This window comes from Catenuloplanes japonicus, from assembly GCF_000717135.1.
Taxonomy (GTDB): Bacteria; Actinomycetota; Actinomycetes; order Mycobacteriales; family Micromonosporaceae; genus Catenuloplanes; species Catenuloplanes japonicus.
The window spans coordinates 1-17,605 of record NZ_JNXY01000009.1 but is presented as its reverse complement, the minus strand read 5'-3'; the positions used below and the strand labels follow the sequence as shown (position 1 = coordinate 17,605).

The following is a 17,605-nucleotide window of genomic DNA, read 5'->3' as shown; positions in this document are numbered from 1 at the left end:
GCGGCCGGGGCTCTCAGGGTCTTACAACGGCTTACTTACCGCCGGCGAGCTTCTCCCGCAGTGCGGCGAGCGCCTCGTCGGTGGCCAGCGTGCCGGCCGGCTCCTCGGCCTGGCGGGCCGGGGTGGAGGAGGACGACGACGAGCTGGTCACGCCGCCACCCGTCGGGGTGGAGGTGGTGATGCCCGCCGCGGCGTTCGCAGCGGCCTCGGTGTCGGCGGTGCGGGCGGCCACGACCTGCTTGGTGTGGGCCTCCCAGCGCGTCCGCGCCTCGGCGTACTGCGTCTCCCAGGTCTCGCGCTGCTTGTCGAAACCTTCCATCCACTCGCCGGTCTCCGGGTCGAAGCCCTCCGGGTAGATGTAGTTGCCCTCGTTGTCGTACGTGGCAGCCATGCCGTAGAGCGTCGGGTCGAAGTGCTCCTCGCCCTCGACGAAGCCCTCGTTGGCCTGCTTCAGCGACAGCGAGATGCGGCGACGCTCGAGGTCGATGTCGATGACCTTGACCATCACGTCCGAGCCGACCTGCACGACCTGCTCCGGGATCTCCACGTGGCGCTCGGCCAGCTCGGAGATGTGCACCAGGCCCTCGATGCCGTCGTCGACGCGCACGAACGCACCGAACGGGACGAGCTTGGTGACCTTACCCGGCACGATCTGCTGGATCGCGTGGGTGCGGGCGAACTGACGCCACGGGTCCTCCTGCGTCGCCTTCAGCGACAGGGAGACACGCTCGCGGTCCAGGTCGACGTCCAGGACCTCGACCTCGACCTCCTGGCCGACCTCGACGACCTCGGACGGGTGGTCGATGTGCTTCCAGGACAGCTCCGAGACGTGCACCAGGCCGTCGACGCCGCCCAGGTCCACGAAGGCACCGAAGTTGACGATCGAGGAGACAACGCCCTTGCGGACCTGTCCCTTCTGCAGCTTGTTGAGGAACTCGGTGCGCACCTCGGACTGGGTCTGCTCGAGCCAGGCGCGGCGGGAAAGAACCACGTTGTTGCGGTTCTTGTCCAGCTCTATGATCTTCGCTTCCAGCTCGCGGCCCACGTAGGGCTGGAGGTCGCGGACGCGCCGCATCTCGACCAGCGAGGCCGGGAGGAAGCCCCGGAGCCCGATGTCGAGGATCAGGCCGCCCTTGACCACCTCGATGACGGAGCCGCGAACGACGCCGTCCTCGTCCTTGATCTTCTCGATGGTGCCCCACGCACGCTCGTACTGCGCACGCTTCTTCGAGAGGATCAGACGACCCTCCTTGTCCTCCTTCTGGAGGACGAGGGCCTCGATGTGGTCACCGACCGACACCACTTCCGCGGGGTCCACGTCGTGCTTGATCGACAACTCGCGCGAGGGGATGACGCCCTCGGTCTTGTAGCCGATGTCGAGCAGGACTTCATCCCGGTCGACCTTAACGACGGTTCCTTCGACAATGTCGCCGTCGTTGAAGTACTTGATGGTCTCATCGATCGCGGCGAGGAATGCCTCCTCGCTGCCGAGGTCGTCGATGGTGACCCGGTTGGCGCTCGAGGTGGCCTCGATGCTGCTCGTCATGTGGACAGTTGCTCCGAACGGATGGTGTCGCGGCTGGTGCTTGCGCCCACGGCCTGTCGGCGGGCACAGTCGGGACATCCGGGGCAGTGGACGGCATACGGAGAACGACAAGCATGCGAGTTTCACTGCTGCAACGGGGCCTACTGAAACAGCCGACCGCGGACCTGCTCCCTGCCGAGGCACACGATCCGCGAGCGCATCGACTAGCTTACCCTGTGCATTACCACAGCGTGCAAGCCCTCCCGCCGTCCGAACCGAGACGGACCTCAGATTGGCCGTCAAACGCCCCGTAAAGTCCCGGATGTCACCCCTGTCACACCGGTCCCGGGCCCCGGAAGTAGCCTCCCGCTGGTGAGCGAACCCATGGACGGCGTCGAGATCGGCACCGAGGTCACCCGCCGGGACGTGACCGACGACGAGAGCCGCCGCGCCAGCCGGCACTGGTGGGACATCGACGCCGACGACTACCAGGCCGAGCACGGCGAGTTCCTGGGCGCGGCCGACCTCGTCTGGTGCCCCGAGGGTCTGCGCGAGGCCGACGCACGGCTGCTCGGCGACGTCTCCGGCCGCCGCGTGCTCGAGCTCGGCGCCGGTGCCGCGGCCGGCGCCCGCTGGCTCGCGTCGCAGGGCGCGTCCGTGGCCGCGCTCGACCTGTCCGCCGGCATGCTCCGGCACGCCGCCGCCGGCAACGCGCGGACCGGCATCGCGGCGCCGCTGGTCCAGGCGGACGCGCTCGCGCTCCCGTTCACCGACGGCGCGTTCGACATCGTCTGCACCGCGTTCGGCGCGATCCCGTTCGTGGCCGACTCCGCCGCCGCGCACCGCGAGGTCTTCCGCGTGCTGCGTCCCGGCGGCCTGTGGGCGTTCAGCGTCACCCACCCGATGCGCTGGATCTTCCTCGACGACCCGGGCGAGGGCGGGCTGCGCGCCGTCCACTCGTACTTCGACCGCCGCCCCTACGTCGAGGAGAACGTCGACGGCGAGCCCACCTACGTCGAGCAGCACCGCACGCTCGGCGACCGCATCCGCGAGCTGCGCGCCGCCGGCTTCGTCCTGCGCGACCTGGTGGAGCCGGAGTGGCCCGAGGGCCACGACAACATCTGGGGCCAGTGGAGCCCGCTGCGCGGCCGTCTCTTCCCCGGCACCGCCATCTTCATCGCCGACAAACCACACAACACATGATCTAGGGGGTACGCATTAAGCTTGCGCCCGTGAGCGCTGAGCCGATCGAACCGCACGCCGCTGCCGTCTGGCAGCCGGACCCCGTGCGTCAGGCCCTCGCCAACTACACGCTCCAAGACCTGCTCAATCTTCCCCCCGACGCACCGCGCGTCGAGCTCGTTGACGGCGTCATCCACGTGGTTCCCTCGGCCAACTCCGGCCACCAGACCATCGCCACCATGCTGTGCAACTGGTTCTACGGTCACGCGCCGGACGAGTTCTTCGCCTACGCCGATCTGGGCGTCGCGGTCGGGCCCGGTCACACCCGGCAACCCGACGTCCTCGTCTGCTACGACGACGCCGTCGACGACAACACGAACTATGCGATGCCCGCGGACGTGGTCCTGGCGATCGAGGTCGTGTCGCCGAGCACCAAGACCACCGACCGTTTCGCCAAACCCGGTGAGTACGCGGCGGCCGGCATCCCCTGCTACTGGCGCATCGAGCGGGACCCGCTGCACATCTTCGCCTACCAGCTCCGCGAGCCCGCGCGTCGCCCCGGCCTGCGCGAATACGAGCTGGTGGCCGACAGCGACACGCTGATCAAGGTAGAGCAGCCGTTCCCGATCGAGTTCCCGATCTCGGAGATCGTCCGCCGCCCACGCGGTAAGCGTTAGTCGTCGCCCGGACCGGGTAACCGCCGGTCATGGCCGGTAAAAGCTTGCGCAGGGGACAGAAGGTCAGCTGGCGGTCGCACGGCGAGACCGTGCGCGGGACCGTCGAGCGGAAGATCACCGAACGGACCGGGACCGCGGGCCGGACCGTCGCCGCCTCGCCCGGCGCGCCGCAGTACCGGGTGACCAGCGACAAGACGGGGAAGGACGCCGTGCACAAGCCCGGCGCCCTCCACCCGGAGTAAAGGACCTAGTGGTCCGCCGTGTGCCAGTCGCGGCCGGCGCCGACCGAGACCGCCAGCGGGACCGACATCGTGTAGGCGTTGCCCATCTCGCGACGGATGAGCTCCTCCAGCTGCTCCCGCTCACCGGGCGCGGCCTCCAGGACCAGCTCGTCGTGGACCTGCAGCAGCAGCCGGGAGCGCAGGCCGGCGTCGCGCAGCGCGGTGTCGACGTGCAGCATGGCGACCTTGATGATGTCCGCGGCGGAGCCCTGGATGGGTGCGTTGAGCGCCATCCGCTCGGCCATCTCGCGGCGCTGCCGGTTGTCGCTGACCAGGTCCGGCAGGTAGCGGCGGCGGCCGAGAATCGTCTCGGTGTAGCCCTGCTGACGGGCCTCCGCGACGATCGACTGGAGGTAGTCGCGGACGCCGCCGAACCGGGAGAAATATTCGTCCATCAGGCCGCGCGCCTCCTCGGTGGAGATGCCGAGCTGGTTGGACAGGCCGAACGCGCTCAGGCCGTACGCCAGGCCGTAGTTCATGGCCTTGATCTTGCGACGCTGGTCGGCGGTGACCTCCGCTATCGGGACCGCGAACACGGACGACGCGGTGGCCGCGTGGAAGTCGGCGCCGGAGTTGAACGCGTCGATCAGCGCCTGGTCACCGGAGAGGTGCGCCATGATCCGCATCTCGATCTGGCTGTAGTCCGCGGTCAGCAGCGTCTCGAACCCGTCGCCGACCACGAACGCGCGCCGGATGCGGCGGCCCTCCTCGGTGCGGATCGGGATGTTCTGCAGGTTCGGCTCGGTGGAGGAGAGCCGGCCGGTCGCGGCCACGGTCTGGAAGTACGTCGTGTGGATGCGGCCGTCGTCGGACACGGCCTTGAGCAGCCCGTCCACCGTCGTCTTCAGCTTCGCCACGTCGCGGTGCCGCAGCAGGTGCGCGAGCAGCGGGTGCTCGGTCTGTGCGTAGAGGCTCTGCAGCGCGTCCGCGTCCGTCGTGTAGCCGGTCTTGATCTTCTTGGTCTTCGGCAGGTTCAGCTCGCCGAACAGGATCTCCTGCAGCTGCTTCGGCGACCCGAGGTTGAACTCCCGGCCGATCACCGCGTGCGCGGCCTGCGCGGCGGACTTCACCTCGGCCGCGAACTCCGACTCCAGCTCCGACAGGTAACCCGTGTCGGCCGCGATGCCGACCCGCTCCATCGCGGCCAGCACCTCGACCAGCGGCAGCTCCACCTCGGCCAGCAGCCGGCGGGACGGGCCCTCACCGGCCTCGGCGTCCCGGTCGAGCTCGGAGTCGAGCGCGGCGGCCAGGTCGAGCGTGGCGCGGGCGCGGAGCATCAGGTTCTGCTCGATCTCGGCCTCGTTGCCGCCGAGCCCGTCCAGCGTGAGCTGACCGGTCTCCGGCGCGTCCACCCGCAGCTCGCGCTGCAGGTAGCGCACGGCCAGGTCGGACAGGTCGTAGGAGCGCTGGTCGGGCCGTGCCAGGTACGCCGCGAGCGCGGTGTCGTGGGTGACGCCGGCCAGCGTCCAGCCGTGCGCGGTGAACGCGAGCCGGGCCGGCTTGCTGTCGTGCAGCACCTTGCGGCGCTCCGGGTCGGCGATCCAGGCCGCGACCGCCGTCTCGTCCGTCTCGTCCAGCGCGGCCGGGTCGAACCAGGCGGCCGGCCCCTCGGTCGTGGCGAGCGCGACGCCGGTCAGCGCGCCGGTGCCGCGGCCGAACGTGCCGGCCACGGCCACGCCCACCTCGGCACCGTTGGTGTGCGCGGCCAGCCACGGCGCGACCTCGCCGGCGCCGAGCACGGTGCCGTCGAGGTCGAACCCGGCCTCCGCCTCCGGCTCGACGGCGTCGAGGTACTGGTACAGCCGGTCGCGGAGCACCCGGAACTGCAGCGTGTCGAAGACCTGGTGGACGGCCTCGCGGTCCCACCCGTGCCAGCGCGCGTCCTCCGGCGTGAGCTCCAGCTCCAGGTCGGAGACGAGCAGGTTGATGTCGTAGTTGCGGATCACGTCGGACAGGCCCTGGCGCAGGCTGTCGCCGGCCTTTCCCTTGATCGCGTCCGCGTGCGCGATGACGCCGTCCAGGCTGCCGTACTGCGTGATCCACTTGGCGGCCGTCTTCGGGCCGACACCGGGGATGCCGGGCAGGTTGTCACTGCTGTCGCCGACCAGCGCGGCCAGGTGCCGGTAGTGCTCCGGGCCCACGCCGTACTTCTCGGTGACCGCGGCCGGGTCCATCCGCGCCAGGTCGGAGACGCCCTTCTTCGGGTAGAGCACCGTGGTGTGCGCGTCGACCAGCTGGAACGCGTCGCGGTCGCCGGTGCAGATCAGCACCTCCATGCCCTGGCCCCGGGCCTGGGTGGCGAGCGTCGCGATCAGGTCGTCGGCCTCGTAGTTGGGGCGCTCGACGAACGGGATGCGCAGCGCCTCCAGCACCTCCTTCACCAGGCTGACCTGGCCGAGGAACTCGGACGGGCTCTCCGACCGGCCGCCTTTGTACTCCGCGTACTTCTCCGTGCGGAAGGAGCGGCGGGACACGTCGAACGCGACCGCGATGTGGGTGGGCTTCTCGTCGCGCAACACGTTGATCAACATCGAGGTGAAGCCGTAGACCGCGTTGGTCGCCTGCCCCGTCGACGTCGAGAAGTTGTCCACCGGCAGGGCGAAGAACGCCCGATATGCCAGTGAGTGACCATCGAGCAGCAACAACCGGGACTTCTCAGCGACCGCAACATTCACGTCTGAGGACTCTAGTCGTCCCCTCCGACAAGTTCGGGCGCGCCACAGCACCCTGACCCGCCCGAATACGCGATCATGGAGCGATGATCACGGTCGGCAACCGACCTCGGATTGTCACGACTACACAACAGCCTTGTACCAGCGTGTTACAAGTGCTGGTGCGCGGGCGGTGTGGTCATTAACTTGTGCCTGCAACAGCGTTCATGCAGGGGGGCTCACCCGCACCCTAGCGCTGGACTCTAAGGAGACTGGATGATCCGCCCGAACCTCGCATGGCGTAGCGTCGCCGTGCTGAGCGCCGCTGCTCTTGCGCTCACCGCATGCGCCGACGACGCGGAGGACACGCCGACCGGCGGCAGCTCGTCCGCCGCCACCGCGGTCGGTGACGGCACGCTGAAGATCGGCACGCTGCTGCCGCAGACCGGCTCGCTGGCCATCCTCGGCCCGCCGGAGATCGCCGGCGTGAACCTCGCCATCTCGGAGATCAACGCGGCCGGCGGCGTGCTCGGCAAGCAGGTCGTCGTCAGCCACACCGACTCCGGTGACACCTCCACCGACATCGCGACCCAGTCGGTCAACAAGCTGCTCGCCGAGGGCGTCGACGCCGTCGTCGGTGCGGCCTCCTCGTCCGTGTCGCTGTCCGTGATCGACAAGATCACCGGCGCCGGCGTCGTGCAGTTCTCCCCGGCCAACACGTCGGACGAGTTCACGACGTACGCGGACAAGGGCCTCTACTTCCGCACCGCCCCGCCGGACACGCTCCAGGGCCGGGTCCTCGGTGACCTGATCATCCAGGACGGCAACGCCAAGGTCGGCCTGCTGGTCATGCAGGACTCGTACGGCACGGGCCTCGCCAAGAGCACCCGCGCCGCCGTCGAGGGCGCCGGTGGCCAGATCGCCGCCGAGGCCGTCTACGACCCGAAGGCCGCCGACTTCTCCGCCGAGGTCGACCAGATCAAGACCGCGAACCCGGACGCCATCGTGCTGATCGGCTTCGACGAGGTCTCGAAGATCATCCCCAAGCTGGTCGAGGCCGGTCTGACCACCGACAAGAAGAAGTGGTACTTCGTCGACGGCAACCTGTCGAACAAGTACGAGTTCCCGCCCGGCACGCTCAAGGGCGCGAAGGGCACGCTGCCCGGCGCGGCCGCCGGCAAGGAGTTCGAAGAGAAGATGAAGAAGATCGACCCGTCCCTGGTCGACTTCTCCTACGGCCCCGAGTCGTACGACGCCACCAACCTGATCGCGCTCGCCGCCGAGCTCGCCAAGTCCGACGCGCCCGCCGCGATCGCCGCGAACCTCAAGGCGGCCTCCGAGGGCGGCACCAAGTGCAAGGACTTCGCCAGCTGCCTCACGCTGATCAAGGCCGGCACGGACTTCGACTACGACGGTGTCAGCGGCCCGGTCTCGTTCAACGACGCCGGTGACCCGTCCGAGGCCACCATCGGCATCTACCAGTACGGCGACGACAACAAGTACACCAACGTCGACTACAAGTCCGGCAAGATCTGATCTTCGCCTGACACCAGCGACACCCGAAAGGGCCCGGCCATCTGGCCGGGCCCTTTCCCTTTACCGCACACATTCAGGATCACATTCATTTTCCCGCTTCCGGCGTGGTGGCGGCCCGCATGCTCCCGCGGGCAAACCTCGCCGTCCGCCAAGACTCCGCTGGCGCTCCGCTTGCCTCCCGGCATCGGAGCCGGTCCCGCCGTGGCCGGGAAAGAGCACGCGGCTGCCGCCGTGCTCACGCCGGCCGAGGCGCGCCCCGCGCCGCGCGCACGGGGCGCGGTCTTTGATACGAGCCGGTGCAGCGGGGGAGGAACGGCGGCGACGACCGGGGTCTGATGCTGCTCAGTGCGCATTCCGCATCCAGGGGATGCCGTCATCGGACGCTGGCGCGCCCGACATTTCGTGTTATTGGTTGCGTTGGGTTGTGGGTCGCGTCTTTGCCTCCGGCGGGAGCGCTCCGGCTCCGGGGCAGGACCCAAGACCTTTAGCTGCGCCGGACCGGGATCCGTGGCTGGGTTTCGTGCGGCCTGGCTCCTCTGTGGGTGCTTGCGCATAAAGGACAAAAGACCCGCCCGAGGGCGGGCGTCAGGGCGTCTCAAGATCCTTGCGTCTCCGGTGGCCCTTATTCGGCGCGGGAAGGGCCACCAGAGACGCGAGGATCCCGGATGCCGGAAGCCCGCTCCCGGGTTTCGGGAGGGCGACGGGACGACTGTCGTCGCGATCGAGTGCTGGAGAACGGGGCGGGGCTGAATGATCCTTACGGAGAGAGGCGCTTCGGAGCCGCAAGCTGATCCAGCTGCGCACCGGTTAGCGATTGGCCCTACTGAGCTTTCGGTGTCGAGGTGAGGATACGTTGAGCCTCCAGGCTGCTATTTCACGAAATTTCGGGCGCGAAGTGCCCGCTTGATCGCGGTGGTTCCGGACCTCGACACCGCAAGGCCAGTCCGGCGAAATTCCAGACATAGGCTGCCATCCGCGGCGACGGACGTGGCGGCCGGCCGGGCATGGTGGGCGCAGAAAGTCCGGCACCCGCTCGAATAGCTCCATGATCAACGTACGTCGAGCGGCATCGGCCCGGTTCCCGCAGGAGCAGCGGGACCGCGACCACCGCGAAGCGGGAAAGAAGATCTGAAAAGGCCCGGCCGCTGGGAGCGACCGGGCCTGGAGAGGGGCGTGCTACGCGGTGGCGAGCGTGCCCAGGTAGAGCTCGATGACCTTCGGGTCGTGCATCAGGTCCTGGCCGGACGCGGTGTAGGCGTTGCGGCCCTGGTCCAGCACGTAACCGCGGTCGCAGATCTGCAGACAGCGGCGCGCGTTCTGCTCGACCATGATGACCGTGACGCCGGTCGCGTTGATCTGCTTGGTACGGCGGAAGACCTCGTCCTGCATGGCCGGCGAGAGGCCCGCGGACGGCTCGTCCAGCAGCAGCACGCTCGGCTCCATCATCAGGGCCCGGCCCATCGCCACCATCTGCCGCTCACCGCCGGAGAGCGAGCCCGCACGCTGCTTGCGACGGGTGCCCAGCGTCGGGAAGAGGCCGGTGACGAAGTCGAAACGCTCCTTGAAGCGCTTCGGCGCCAGGAACGTGCCCATCTCGAGGTTCTCCTCGATGGTCAGCGTCCCGAACACGTTGTTCGTCTGCGGCACGAAACCGATGCCGCGCGCGACCAGGTCGTGCGCCTTCAGGTTGGTGATGTCCTTGCCGTCCAGCGTGACCGCGCCCGTCCGGATGTTGACCAGGCCGAACAGCGCCTTGAGCAGCGTGGACTTGCCGGCACCGTTCGGGCCGATGATGCCGACCAGCTCGCCGCTCCTGGCGTACAGGTCGCAGCCGTTCAGGATGTTCACGCCCGGCAGGTAGCCGGCGACCAGCTCGTCGCAGCGGACCAGCGCGCCCTCGGAGGCGGAGACGTGCTCGCTGCGGTCGACGACGTGCACACCGGCGGTGTCGTCGGCGAGCGCCTCGGCCTGGGTGACCTCGTCCGTCATGCCTTCTCCTCCCCCGCCGGCTTCTCAGCGGCGGTCTCGGGCGCGTCCGCGGCCGCGGCCACCGGGGCAGGCGGCTCCTCGGACGGCTCGTCGTCGTGGTGGGCGCCCAGGTAGGCGTCGATGACGCGCGGGTCGGCCATCACCTCGTCCGGCGTGCCCTCGGCAAGCACGGAGCCCTGACCCATCACGATCACCCAGTCGCTGATGTCGCGGACCATGTCCATGTCGTGCTCGACGAACAGCACGGTCATGCCGTCCTCGCGCAGCGCCTTGACGTGGCCGAGCAGCGACTGCGTCAGCGCCGGGTTGACCCCGGCCATCGGCTCGTCCAGCATCACCATGTCCGGGCGGACCATCAGCGCGCGCGCCATCTCGAGCAGCTTGCGCTGACCGCCGGAGAGGCTGCCCGCGAAGTCGTTGCGCTTCGCGTCCAGCTTGAAGCGGACCAGCAGCTCCTCGGCCCGTTCGGTGATCTCCCGCTCCTGGGCGCGCCAGGTCGCGGGGATCAGCGCGCGGAAGAAGTTCTCACCCTTCTGGCCGGTCGCGCCGAGCAGCATGTTGTCCATCACCGTCAGGCGGTTGAGCGCCTTGGTGAGCTGGAACGTGCGGACCATGCCGAGCCGGGCCACCTTGTGCGCGGGCACGCCGCCCAGCGTCTTCCCGTTGAACGTCCACGTGCCCTCGTCGGGCTTGTCGAAGCCGGTCAACAGGTTGAAGAAGGTGGTCTTGCCGGCGCCGTTCGGGCCGATCAGCGCCGTGATCCGGCCGCGCGGGATCTCGACGTGGTTCACGTTGACCGCGGTCAGGCCGCCGAAGCGGCGCACGACGCCGTCCGCGACCAGGATCGCGTCCGGCTTCTTGGCCCCCGGCTCGCGGGGGACGTCGGCCAGCGACGGGAGCGTCTCAGCGGGCATCGAGCATGACCTCCTTCTTGTCGCCGAAGATTCCCTGCGGGCGGAAGATCAGCAGGCACATCAGGCCGACGCCGACCAGGATGTACCGGACGGAACCGGCCTGGTTCGGGTCCATGATCGCGGTCGGGATCGCGCCGACCTTGATCAGCTCGATCAGCAGCGCGTCGATGAAGACGATCAGGAACCAGAAGATGACCGCGCCGACGACCGGGCCGAACACGCGGGCCGCGCCGCCCAGGATCAGGATGGTGTACGCGAAGAACGTCAGCTCCGTGCCGTACGTGTCCGGCTGCACCGCGGCACGGCTCAGCGCGAACATGAAACCGCCGAGCGAACCGAGCACGCCACCCAGGATCAGCGCCTGGATCTTGTACGAGAACACGTTCTTGCCGAGGCTCCGGACCGCGTCCTCGTCCTCCCGGATCGCCTTCAGCACCCGGCCCCACGGGCTGCGCATCAGCAGCCAGACGATGAGGCAGGCGAGCGCGACCAGGATCCAGCCGACCGTCAGCACCCACAGGTCACGCGAGTCCATGTCGATCAGCGGCAGGATCTTGATGCCCTGGCTGTACGGGTTCATCGCGTAGAAGTCGTCGGAGAACCGCTGCAGGCCGTCCGACCCACCGGTCCACTCGCTCAGGCTCACCGAGCGGAACAGCAGACGGATGATCTCCGCCGCCGCGATCGTCACGATCGCCAGATAGTCCGCGCGCAGCCGCAGCGTCGGCACACCCAGCAGCAGCGCCAGCACCACGGCACCGAGCAGGCCGACCCCGATGCCGACCCAGAACGGCAGGCCGAACGTGGTCACGGACATCGCCAGGCCGTACGCGGCGACGCCGAGGAAGGCGGACTGGCCGAAGTTCAGCAGACCGGTGTAGCCGAAGTGCACGTTCAGGCCGATGGCGGCCAGCGCGTAGATGATCGCCGTCGAGCCGATGATCGACTCGAAGGAGACCTGGATGATCAGATTCCAATCCATGGCGTGGCCTCCTTAACCGATCCGCTCGCGGCGGCCCAGGATGCCCTGCGGCCGGATGAGAAGAATGATGATCAGTGCGGCGAGCGCGCTGACGTTCTTCAGCTCGGTGGGCACCCAGAGCGTGGAGACCTGGGTGACGACGCCGACCACCATGCTGCCGAGCAGCGCGCCGAACGCGGTACCGAGACCGCCCAGCGTCACGGCCGCGAACACCAGCAGCAGCATCTGGAAGCCCATCTGGAAGTTGACGCCCTGGAACATGCCCAGCATGACGCCGGAGAGCGCGGCCAGCGCTCCGCCGATCGTCCAGATCAAGCGAATGATCTTGTCGACGTCGATGCCGGACGCGGCCGCCAGCGACGGGTTCGTCGAGACCGCGCGCGTCGCCTTGCCCAGACGCGTCTTCAGCAGCGCGAACGACACCGCGACCAGCACCAGGATCGCCACCGCATCCATGATCAGATTCTTCGGCGCGATCAGCAGCGGGCCGATCTCCACACCCGCCTGCGCGGCGTAGTCCGCGTACTGCCGCGTGTCACCACGGAACTGGAACAGGAACACGTAGCGCAGCACCATCGCCAGACCGATCGACACGATCATCATGCCGACCAGGCCGGTACGCCGCTTCCGCAGCCAGCCCCAGAAGAACCGGTCCTGCAACCAGCCGAACCCGCCGCCGGCCACCACCGCCAGCACCAGCGCCAGCCACAGCGGCAGCCCGATCGTGCTGTTGAAGACGAACGCCGCCAGCGCGCCGAACGTGATCAGCTCGCCGTGCGCGAAGTTCGTCAGGCCCATCGTGCCGAAGATCAGCGACACGCCCAGCGCGCCCAGCGCCAGGATCAGGCCGATGTGCACGCCGGTATACACCAGGTTCGGCAGACGGTCCAGCATCGTGGGCTCGGACTCCGGCGGCGGCGCACCCGCGCCCACCGGACCGAGCGGGTACAACACGTTACGCATCGCACCCTCGAAAACCTCCAGGCTGCGGGTCGGACCCGCCGCCCCCTGGAGACCGACATTCTCGGGAAGGGTGCTCTCGTCGAGGACCACCTCGTACTTGCCGGGCGGCACGGAGAGCGTCCACTTCCCGTCGGCCCCCGACACGACCGATCCAACCGGCTGGCCATTCTGAGTAGCGTTGATCTTGACCCCAGCCACCGGCTGGTTCCCACTGCTCAACGCACCCTGCAGACCCTCGCCCTCGGCGGCGTAAGCGCTTGTGGCGTTCACACCAAGGGCGAAGAACAGGGCTCCCAGAAGGGCCGTGAACATGATCACGGCTCTACGCAACGGTGCTCCTCGAAGTCTCTGACGCGGGTCCTGACGGTGTGTCACCTCAGGACTGGCGGATCATAGCCCGCGTCACAGCCGCTCAACGCCGTGTTATCAATCAGTTATCGGCGTTTAACAAAAAGCATGAGAAGCACCCCGGCAGCGGCGCTGGTCAGGCGCTCGGCGTCTCCGCGAGGATTCGCTCGGCGACCTCTTTCATCGTCATCCGGTGATCCATAGCGGTCCGCTGAATCCACTTGAACGCCTGCGGCTCCGTCATTCCGTACGTGGCCATGAGCGTGCCCTTCGCCCGCTCGACCACCTTCCGCGTCTCCAGCCGGTCCGTCAGGCCCGCGACCTCGGCCTCCAGCAGCGCGACCTCCGAGTACCGCGACAGCGCGATCTCGATCGCGGGCACCAGGTCCGACTTCTGGAACGGCTTCACCAGGTACGCCATCGCACCGGCGGCCCGCGCACGCTCGACCAGGTCACGCTGGCTGAACGCGGTCAGAATGATCACCGGGGCGATCCGTTCGCCGGCGATCCGCTCCGCGGCGGCCAAGCCGTCCATGATCGGCATCTTGATGTCCAGGATCACGAGGTCCGGCTTCAGCTCCTCGGCCAGGCGCACGGCCGTCTCGCCGTCGCCCGCCTCGCCCACGACGTCGTAGCCCTCCTCGACCAGCATCTCGGCGAGATCGAGCCGGATGAGCGCCTCGTCCTCGGCGATCAGCACCCGCCGACGCTCCGCACCCGCCTGCATGTCGGCCACGCGAACAACCCCCAACGCCCTCGGAACCCGACACCCGGCCGGTCGGGTGCCGTCGCCAACAGCGTAGTGGGTAGGCTAGATTCACTCAGCGCGGCGTAACGAGGTTTTACACAGCGCCGATGAGCTCGCTCCCGTAGACCAACCGGCAGAGTCGATGATCTCAAAAGTCATTCAGTGTGGGTTCGAATCCCACCGGGGGCACAAATACTGCTGCACGTGACCGCTGCGAGGCGTCAATGCATCCGCCCGAACTGCGCGACCAAGCGATCGCCATGCATGGCAACGGTGTCCCGTTTCGGGTGATATCGCAGTCGCTGGGCCTGTCTGAGCACACCGTCAAATCCTGGCTATATGGCGAACGTGCCCGACGGATGCGGGAACACGCACCGCGTCGGCGCTGCCCGCGCTGCGCCGACCCGCCCCGGCCGCTGGAGGACCCAGAGTCCTATTCCTACCTGCTCGGCCTCTACCTCGGCGACGGCTACCTCGTCACCACGGCGCGGATCCCCGTGCTTCGGGTTGCCTGCACGGCCGCCTATCCCCATCTGATCGATCTGTGCGAGGCCGCGATGCGGGCCGTCCTCGCGAAAAACGTGCAGCGGGTCCAGCAGCCGGGCTGCGTGTCCGTGCAGAGCTACAGCATGCACTGGCCCTGCCTGTTCCCTCAGCACGGTCCGGGCAGGAAGCACCTCCGGCCGATAGCGCTGGCGGACTGGCAGGAGCCGATCGTCGATGCGCACGCAGGTGCGTTTGTGCGCGGACTATTTCACTCGGACGGGTGCCGGACGACTAATCGAGTGACAGTGAGCGGGCGCACATATCAGTACCCGCGGTACATGTTCTTCAATGAGTCCGCCGATATCATCGGGCTGTGCGGCCGCTCACTGGATCGGCTCGGCATCGAGTGGCGAATGAGCAGGCGAAACACGCTTTCGGTGGCGAAACGGGCAGCTGTGGCGCGGCTGGACGAGTTCGTGGGGCCGAAGACGTGAAACGGGTGAGATCGGGATCACCCGGGCGAAGCGCTTGGAAACATGATCTTCATCCCTGTGTCACCCGGAATCGGCACACGAACGCGTAGTCTTTTTCATGTCGCCGCGCATCACGCTGCGGCCAGCGACTTTCCCCCGCTCAGTGTGACCGCCACGGGTCACGCTAGGCGGCGCTCCGGTGCGCCACGCACCGACGGAGCCGGTGGAGGTAGGTGCCCACCTCCACCGGCTCCGATGCGTCGCTCTCCGCGATTTCCGACAATCGCGCGAAAACCGCCGATCGATCTCGATCATTGACGTTTGTGCCGGCGGTCAGCACAGTCACTGGAATGGATCTTCACATCGATGACTCCCCGGCGGCGGAGTGGGAACACGCGATGATCTCCGGGAACGGGCGCCAGGGCCTGCTGTTCTGGGGCGGCCCGGAGGCGATCCGGCTGACGCTGTCGCACGAGCGCCTGTTCCAGCCGGTGTCCGCGCCGCTGCCACCGCCGGGGACGGCCGCGATCCTGCCGGAGCTGCGCGGGCTGTTGCGCGCGCGCCGCTTCCAGGACGCGGCGGACCGGGTGTGCGCGCACGCGGCCGCGGAGGATCCGGGCTATCGCGAGCTGCGCTGGGTGGATCCGTTGATCGGCGCGGCCACGCTCACCTTCACGCCGCGCAAGAGCAGTTCACAGGCCATCAGCGGGTACGCCCGGAGCACTGATTTCGCAACCGGTGTGGTGACGCAGCGGTGGGACGGCGTGGTGTGCGAGGCGTTCGTGTCCCGCGCCGACGACGTGGTGGCGCTGCGGGTGACCGGCGCGGACGGCACGCTGACGCTGGCGCCGGTCGACGGTGAGCCGGACCGCCCGATCGACGTGCGCGTGGACGGCCTGACGCTGGAGGCGGCGTTCCCGGGTGCGGACTGGCCGGGTGCGCTGCCCGGCTACCGGGTGGAGTGCCGGGTGATGCGACAGGGGAACGGCCTGTTCCTGCTCGCACGGACCGTGGTCGGCGCGCGCACGGTCGTACCGTGGCCGGATCTGGATTTTGATGGGTTGCTGGCCGCGCACGTGGCGGTGCACGGGGAGTTGTATCGGCGGTTCCGGCTGGATCTGGGCGGTGACCGGGTCGCGGTGCTGGTGAACGCGTGCCGGTATGCGGCGATCTCCGCGTCGGGTGAGTTGCCGCCGACGTTGCAGGGTGTGTGGAGCGGTGGTTTCCGGCCGCCGTGGCGCAGTGCGTACACGCTGGACGGGAATCTGCCGGCGGCGGTGCAGGGTTTCGCGCCGACCGGCACGCCGGAGCTGCTGTTGCCGGTGCTGGCGCTGGCGGAGGCGCGGCGTGCGGACATGCGGGTGAACGCGCGCCGTCTGTACGGTGTGGACGGTCTGCTGGCGCCGGCGCATCAGAGCTCGCACGGTCTGGTGAATCATTTCGGTCCGCGCTGGTGCCAGACGTTCTGGACCGCGGGGGCGGCGTGGCTGGCGCGGTTGTTCGTGGAGTTCTACGAGCACACCGGCGACGAGGTGTTCCTGCGGGAGCGTGCGGTGCCGTTCCTGGCGGAGGCCGCGGAGTTCCATCTGGGCTTCGTGACGGTGGAGGACGGTGTGGCGCGGTTCGCGCCGTCGTACTCGCCGGAGAACGCGCCGGCGAACACGGGTTCGCAGGCGGGTGTGGACGCGACGATGGACGTGGCCGCGGTGGGCGGGTTGTTGCGGGATCTGTTGCGGTTCGCGCCGGAGGATGCGCGGGCGCCGCGCTGGCGTGCGCTGCTGGCGGCGTTGCCGCCGTTCCGGGTGGCCGGGGACGGTCTGCTGGCGGAGTGGGTGGATCCGGGTCTGGAGGATGCGCCGGGTCATCGGCATGCGAGTCATCTGTATCCGCTCTGGTACGGCGGTGATCCGGCGTTCGATGATCCGCGGTTGCGGGCGGCGGCCGTGGCGGCGATCCGGGCGCGGCTGGCCTGGTGGGACGGGCAGGAAGCGGACGAGATGGCGTACGGGCTGGCGCAGCTGGGGATCGCGGCGGCGCATCTGGGTCTGCGGGAGGAGGCGTTCGGCGCGTTGTCCCGGCTGGCGGCGCGGTATTTCCGGCCGAGCCTGGTGCCGACGCACAACCGGGATGCGATCTTCAATGTGGACGTCGCGGGCGCGTTGCCGGCGTTGGTGGCGGCGATGCTGGTCCGGTCGCGTCCGGGGCGGGTGGATCTGTTGCCGGCGTTGCCGCGGGAGTGGCCGCGCGGGGAGGTGGCCGGGCTGGTAGCGCGCGGTCCGGTGCGGGTGGTGCGGCTGTCGTGGTCGCCGTCCGGGGTGACGGCGGTGCTGTCCGCGCCACACCCGATCCGCACGGTGGTGACCGGCCCGCGCATTACATCAATCGAGCTCGATTTAATTCCGGGCGTCGAAACCACGGTGAACTGTTGACACTTAGTTTGGACTCACGGAAAACTTAGACCTGCGTGGCGCGCCATGGTGGGGGCGTCCACGCAAGATCGGGGCGTCGGCATTCGCCGGCGCCCCGATCGCATGTCACGGGCGGGCGCACGCCGCACCGCATCCCGCGGGCCGGCGGGCCCCCCGGTCGCAACTCGCAGGCGGGCGCACGCCACACCGCATCCCGCGGGCCGGCGGGCCCCCGGTCGCAACTCGCCGGTGACTGGCGTCCTGACGACAGGTCGCGGATCGACGTGCGCCGCGTGACGCGGCGTGAGATACGACAGGGAACGCGTGGTTTTCCTGTGCCACGGCGGAACCGGCTCCGATCGGCGGGCCGAAGCGGAGCGATGCTCCTATGTTTGTCCAGGGGTGTTTTCAAGATCTTTTGGTGGCATGAGGAGGTGGTAGA

The 17,605-nt window shown here is 68.6% G+C and carries 13 protein-coding genes and 1 tRNA gene; 7 read left to right on the top strand and 7 right to left on the bottom strand.

Going from position 1 to position 17,605, the window contains the following annotated elements:
* Positions 1-31 precede the first annotated feature (31 nt).
* On the bottom strand, positions 32-1,546 hold the full coding sequence (rpsA, locus tag OP04_RS15065) for a 30S ribosomal protein S1 (RefSeq protein WP_033340313.1): 1,515 nt from the start codon (positions 1,544-1,546) through the stop codon (positions 32-34).
* 363 nt (positions 1,547-1,909) lie between these two features.
* Between rpsA and OP04_RS15060 the strand changes: the two genes are divergently transcribed.
* The 3 genes from OP04_RS15060 to OP04_RS15050 are packed head-to-tail and all read left to right on the top strand — an operon-like array spanning position 1,910 to position 3,626.
* Positions 1,910-2,728 (top strand): class I SAM-dependent methyltransferase, encoded by an 819-nt coding sequence (locus tag OP04_RS15060; protein WP_033340312.1) that lies wholly within the window; start codon positions 1,910-1,912, stop codon positions 2,726-2,728.
* 29 nt (positions 2,729-2,757) lie between these two features.
* Positions 2,758-3,384 carry a Uma2 family endonuclease gene (locus OP04_RS15055; RefSeq protein WP_232323598.1) on the top strand — a complete coding sequence of 209 codons (627 nt, stop codon included), beginning with the start codon at positions 2,758-2,760 and terminating at the stop codon, positions 3,382-3,384.
* Between the two features lie 29 nt (positions 3,385-3,413).
* The gene (locus tag OP04_RS15050) at positions 3,414-3,626 is read left to right on the top strand and encodes a hypervirulence associated TUDOR domain-containing protein (protein WP_033340311.1); all 213 of its coding nucleotides are present in this window, start codon (positions 3,414-3,416) and stop codon (positions 3,624-3,626) included.
* 5 nt (positions 3,627-3,631) lie between these two features.
* Here the strand turns inward: OP04_RS15050 and polA are convergent, their stop codons facing one another.
* Positions 3,632-6,340 carry a DNA polymerase I gene (gene polA / locus OP04_RS15045; protein WP_033340310.1) on the bottom strand — a complete coding sequence of 903 codons (2,709 nt, stop codon included), beginning with the start codon at positions 6,338-6,340 and terminating at the stop codon, positions 3,632-3,634.
* Between the two features lie 252 nt (positions 6,341-6,592).
* Here polA and OP04_RS15040 point away from each other — a divergent pair, with 252 nt between their 5' ends.
* Positions 6,593-7,852, top strand: a complete 1,260-nt coding sequence (locus tag OP04_RS15040) for an ABC transporter substrate-binding protein (RefSeq protein WP_033340309.1) — start codon at positions 6,593-6,595, stop codon at positions 7,850-7,852.
* A 1,176-nt stretch (positions 7,853-9,028) separates the two neighbouring features.
* Here OP04_RS15040 and OP04_RS15035 read toward each other — a convergent pair.
* The 5 genes from OP04_RS15035 to OP04_RS15015 form a co-directional block, all read right to left on the bottom strand.
* On the bottom strand, positions 9,029-9,841 hold the full coding sequence (locus tag OP04_RS15035) for an ABC transporter ATP-binding protein (protein WP_033340308.1): 813 nt from the start codon (positions 9,839-9,841) through the stop codon (positions 9,029-9,031).
* On the bottom strand, positions 9,838-10,755 hold the full coding sequence (locus OP04_RS15030; protein WP_033340307.1) for an ABC transporter ATP-binding protein: 918 nt from the start codon (positions 10,753-10,755) through the stop codon (positions 9,838-9,840). The genes OP04_RS15035 and OP04_RS15030 overlap by 4 nt, the downstream gene beginning before the upstream one ends.
* Complete coding sequence (locus OP04_RS15025; RefSeq protein WP_033340306.1) at positions 10,745-11,737, bottom strand: branched-chain amino acid ABC transporter permease; 993 nt, start codon at positions 11,735-11,737, stop codon at positions 10,745-10,747. The genes OP04_RS15030 and OP04_RS15025 overlap by 11 nt, the downstream gene beginning before the upstream one ends.
* Positions 11,738-11,749: 12 nt before the next feature.
* Positions 11,750-12,844: a branched-chain amino acid ABC transporter permease gene (locus OP04_RS15020; protein WP_232323597.1), complete on the bottom strand. Its 1,095-nt coding sequence runs from the start codon at positions 12,842-12,844 to the stop codon at positions 11,750-11,752.
* A 340-nt stretch (positions 12,845-13,184) separates the two neighbouring features.
* Positions 13,185-13,775, bottom strand: coding sequence for an ANTAR domain-containing response regulator (locus OP04_RS15015; protein ID WP_408606758.1), 591 nt, complete (start codon positions 13,773-13,775; stop codon positions 13,185-13,187).
* 136 nt (positions 13,776-13,911) lie between these two features.
* On the opposite strand from OP04_RS15015, the gene OP04_RS15010 reads away from it, so the two are divergent.
* The 3 genes from OP04_RS15010 (at position 13,912) to OP04_RS15000 (ending at position 17,184) form a co-directional block, all read left to right on the top strand.
* Positions 13,912-13,985: transfer RNA gene (locus tag OP04_RS15010), tRNA-Leu, on the top strand.
* A gap of 35 nt (positions 13,986-14,020) precedes the next feature.
* Positions 14,021-14,776: a hypothetical protein gene (locus tag OP04_RS15005; RefSeq protein WP_033340303.1), complete on the top strand. Its 756-nt coding sequence runs from the start codon at positions 14,021-14,023 to the stop codon at positions 14,774-14,776.
* A 329-nt stretch (positions 14,777-15,105) separates the two neighbouring features.
* On the top strand, positions 15,106-17,184 hold the full coding sequence (locus OP04_RS15000) for a glycosyl hydrolase family 95 catalytic domain-containing protein (RefSeq protein WP_051797935.1): 2,079 nt from the start codon (positions 15,106-15,108) through the stop codon (positions 17,182-17,184).
* The last annotated feature ends 421 nt before the right edge of the window (positions 17,185-17,605 follow it).

Bases quoted from the DNA above. Each gene is read 5' to 3' on its own strand.
- rpsA (WP_033340313.1), bottom strand. From the start codon at position 1,546: ATGACGAGCAGCATCGAGGCCACCTCGAGCGCCAACCGGGTCACCATC.
- OP04_RS15060 (WP_033340312.1), top strand. From the start codon at position 1,910: ATGGACGGCGTCGAGATCGGCACCGAGGTCACCCGCCGGGACGTGACC.
- OP04_RS15050 (WP_033340311.1), top strand. From the start codon at position 3,414: ATGGCCGGTAAAAGCTTGCGCAGGGGACAGAAGGTCAGCTGGCGGTCG.
- OP04_RS15040 (WP_033340309.1), top strand. From the start codon at position 6,593: ATGATCCGCCCGAACCTCGCATGGCGTAGCGTCGCCGTGCTGAGCGCC.
- OP04_RS15035 (WP_033340308.1), bottom strand. From the start codon at position 9,841: ATGACGGACGAGGTCACCCAGGCCGAGGCGCTCGCCGACGACACCGCC.
- OP04_RS15030 (WP_033340307.1), bottom strand. From the start codon at position 10,755: ATGCCCGCTGAGACGCTCCCGTCGCTGGCCGACGTCCCCCGCGAGCCG.
- OP04_RS15025 (WP_033340306.1), bottom strand. From the start codon at position 11,737: ATGGATTGGAATCTGATCATCCAGGTCTCCTTCGAGTCGATCATCGGC.
- OP04_RS15015 (WP_408606758.1), bottom strand. From the start codon at position 13,775: ATGCAGGCGGGTGCGGAGCGTCGGCGGGTGCTGATCGCCGAGGACGAG.
- OP04_RS15005 (WP_033340303.1), top strand. From the start codon at position 14,021: ATGCATCCGCCCGAACTGCGCGACCAAGCGATCGCCATGCATGGCAAC.
- OP04_RS15000 (WP_051797935.1), top strand. From the start codon at position 15,106: ATGGATCTTCACATCGATGACTCCCCGGCGGCGGAGTGGGAACACGCG.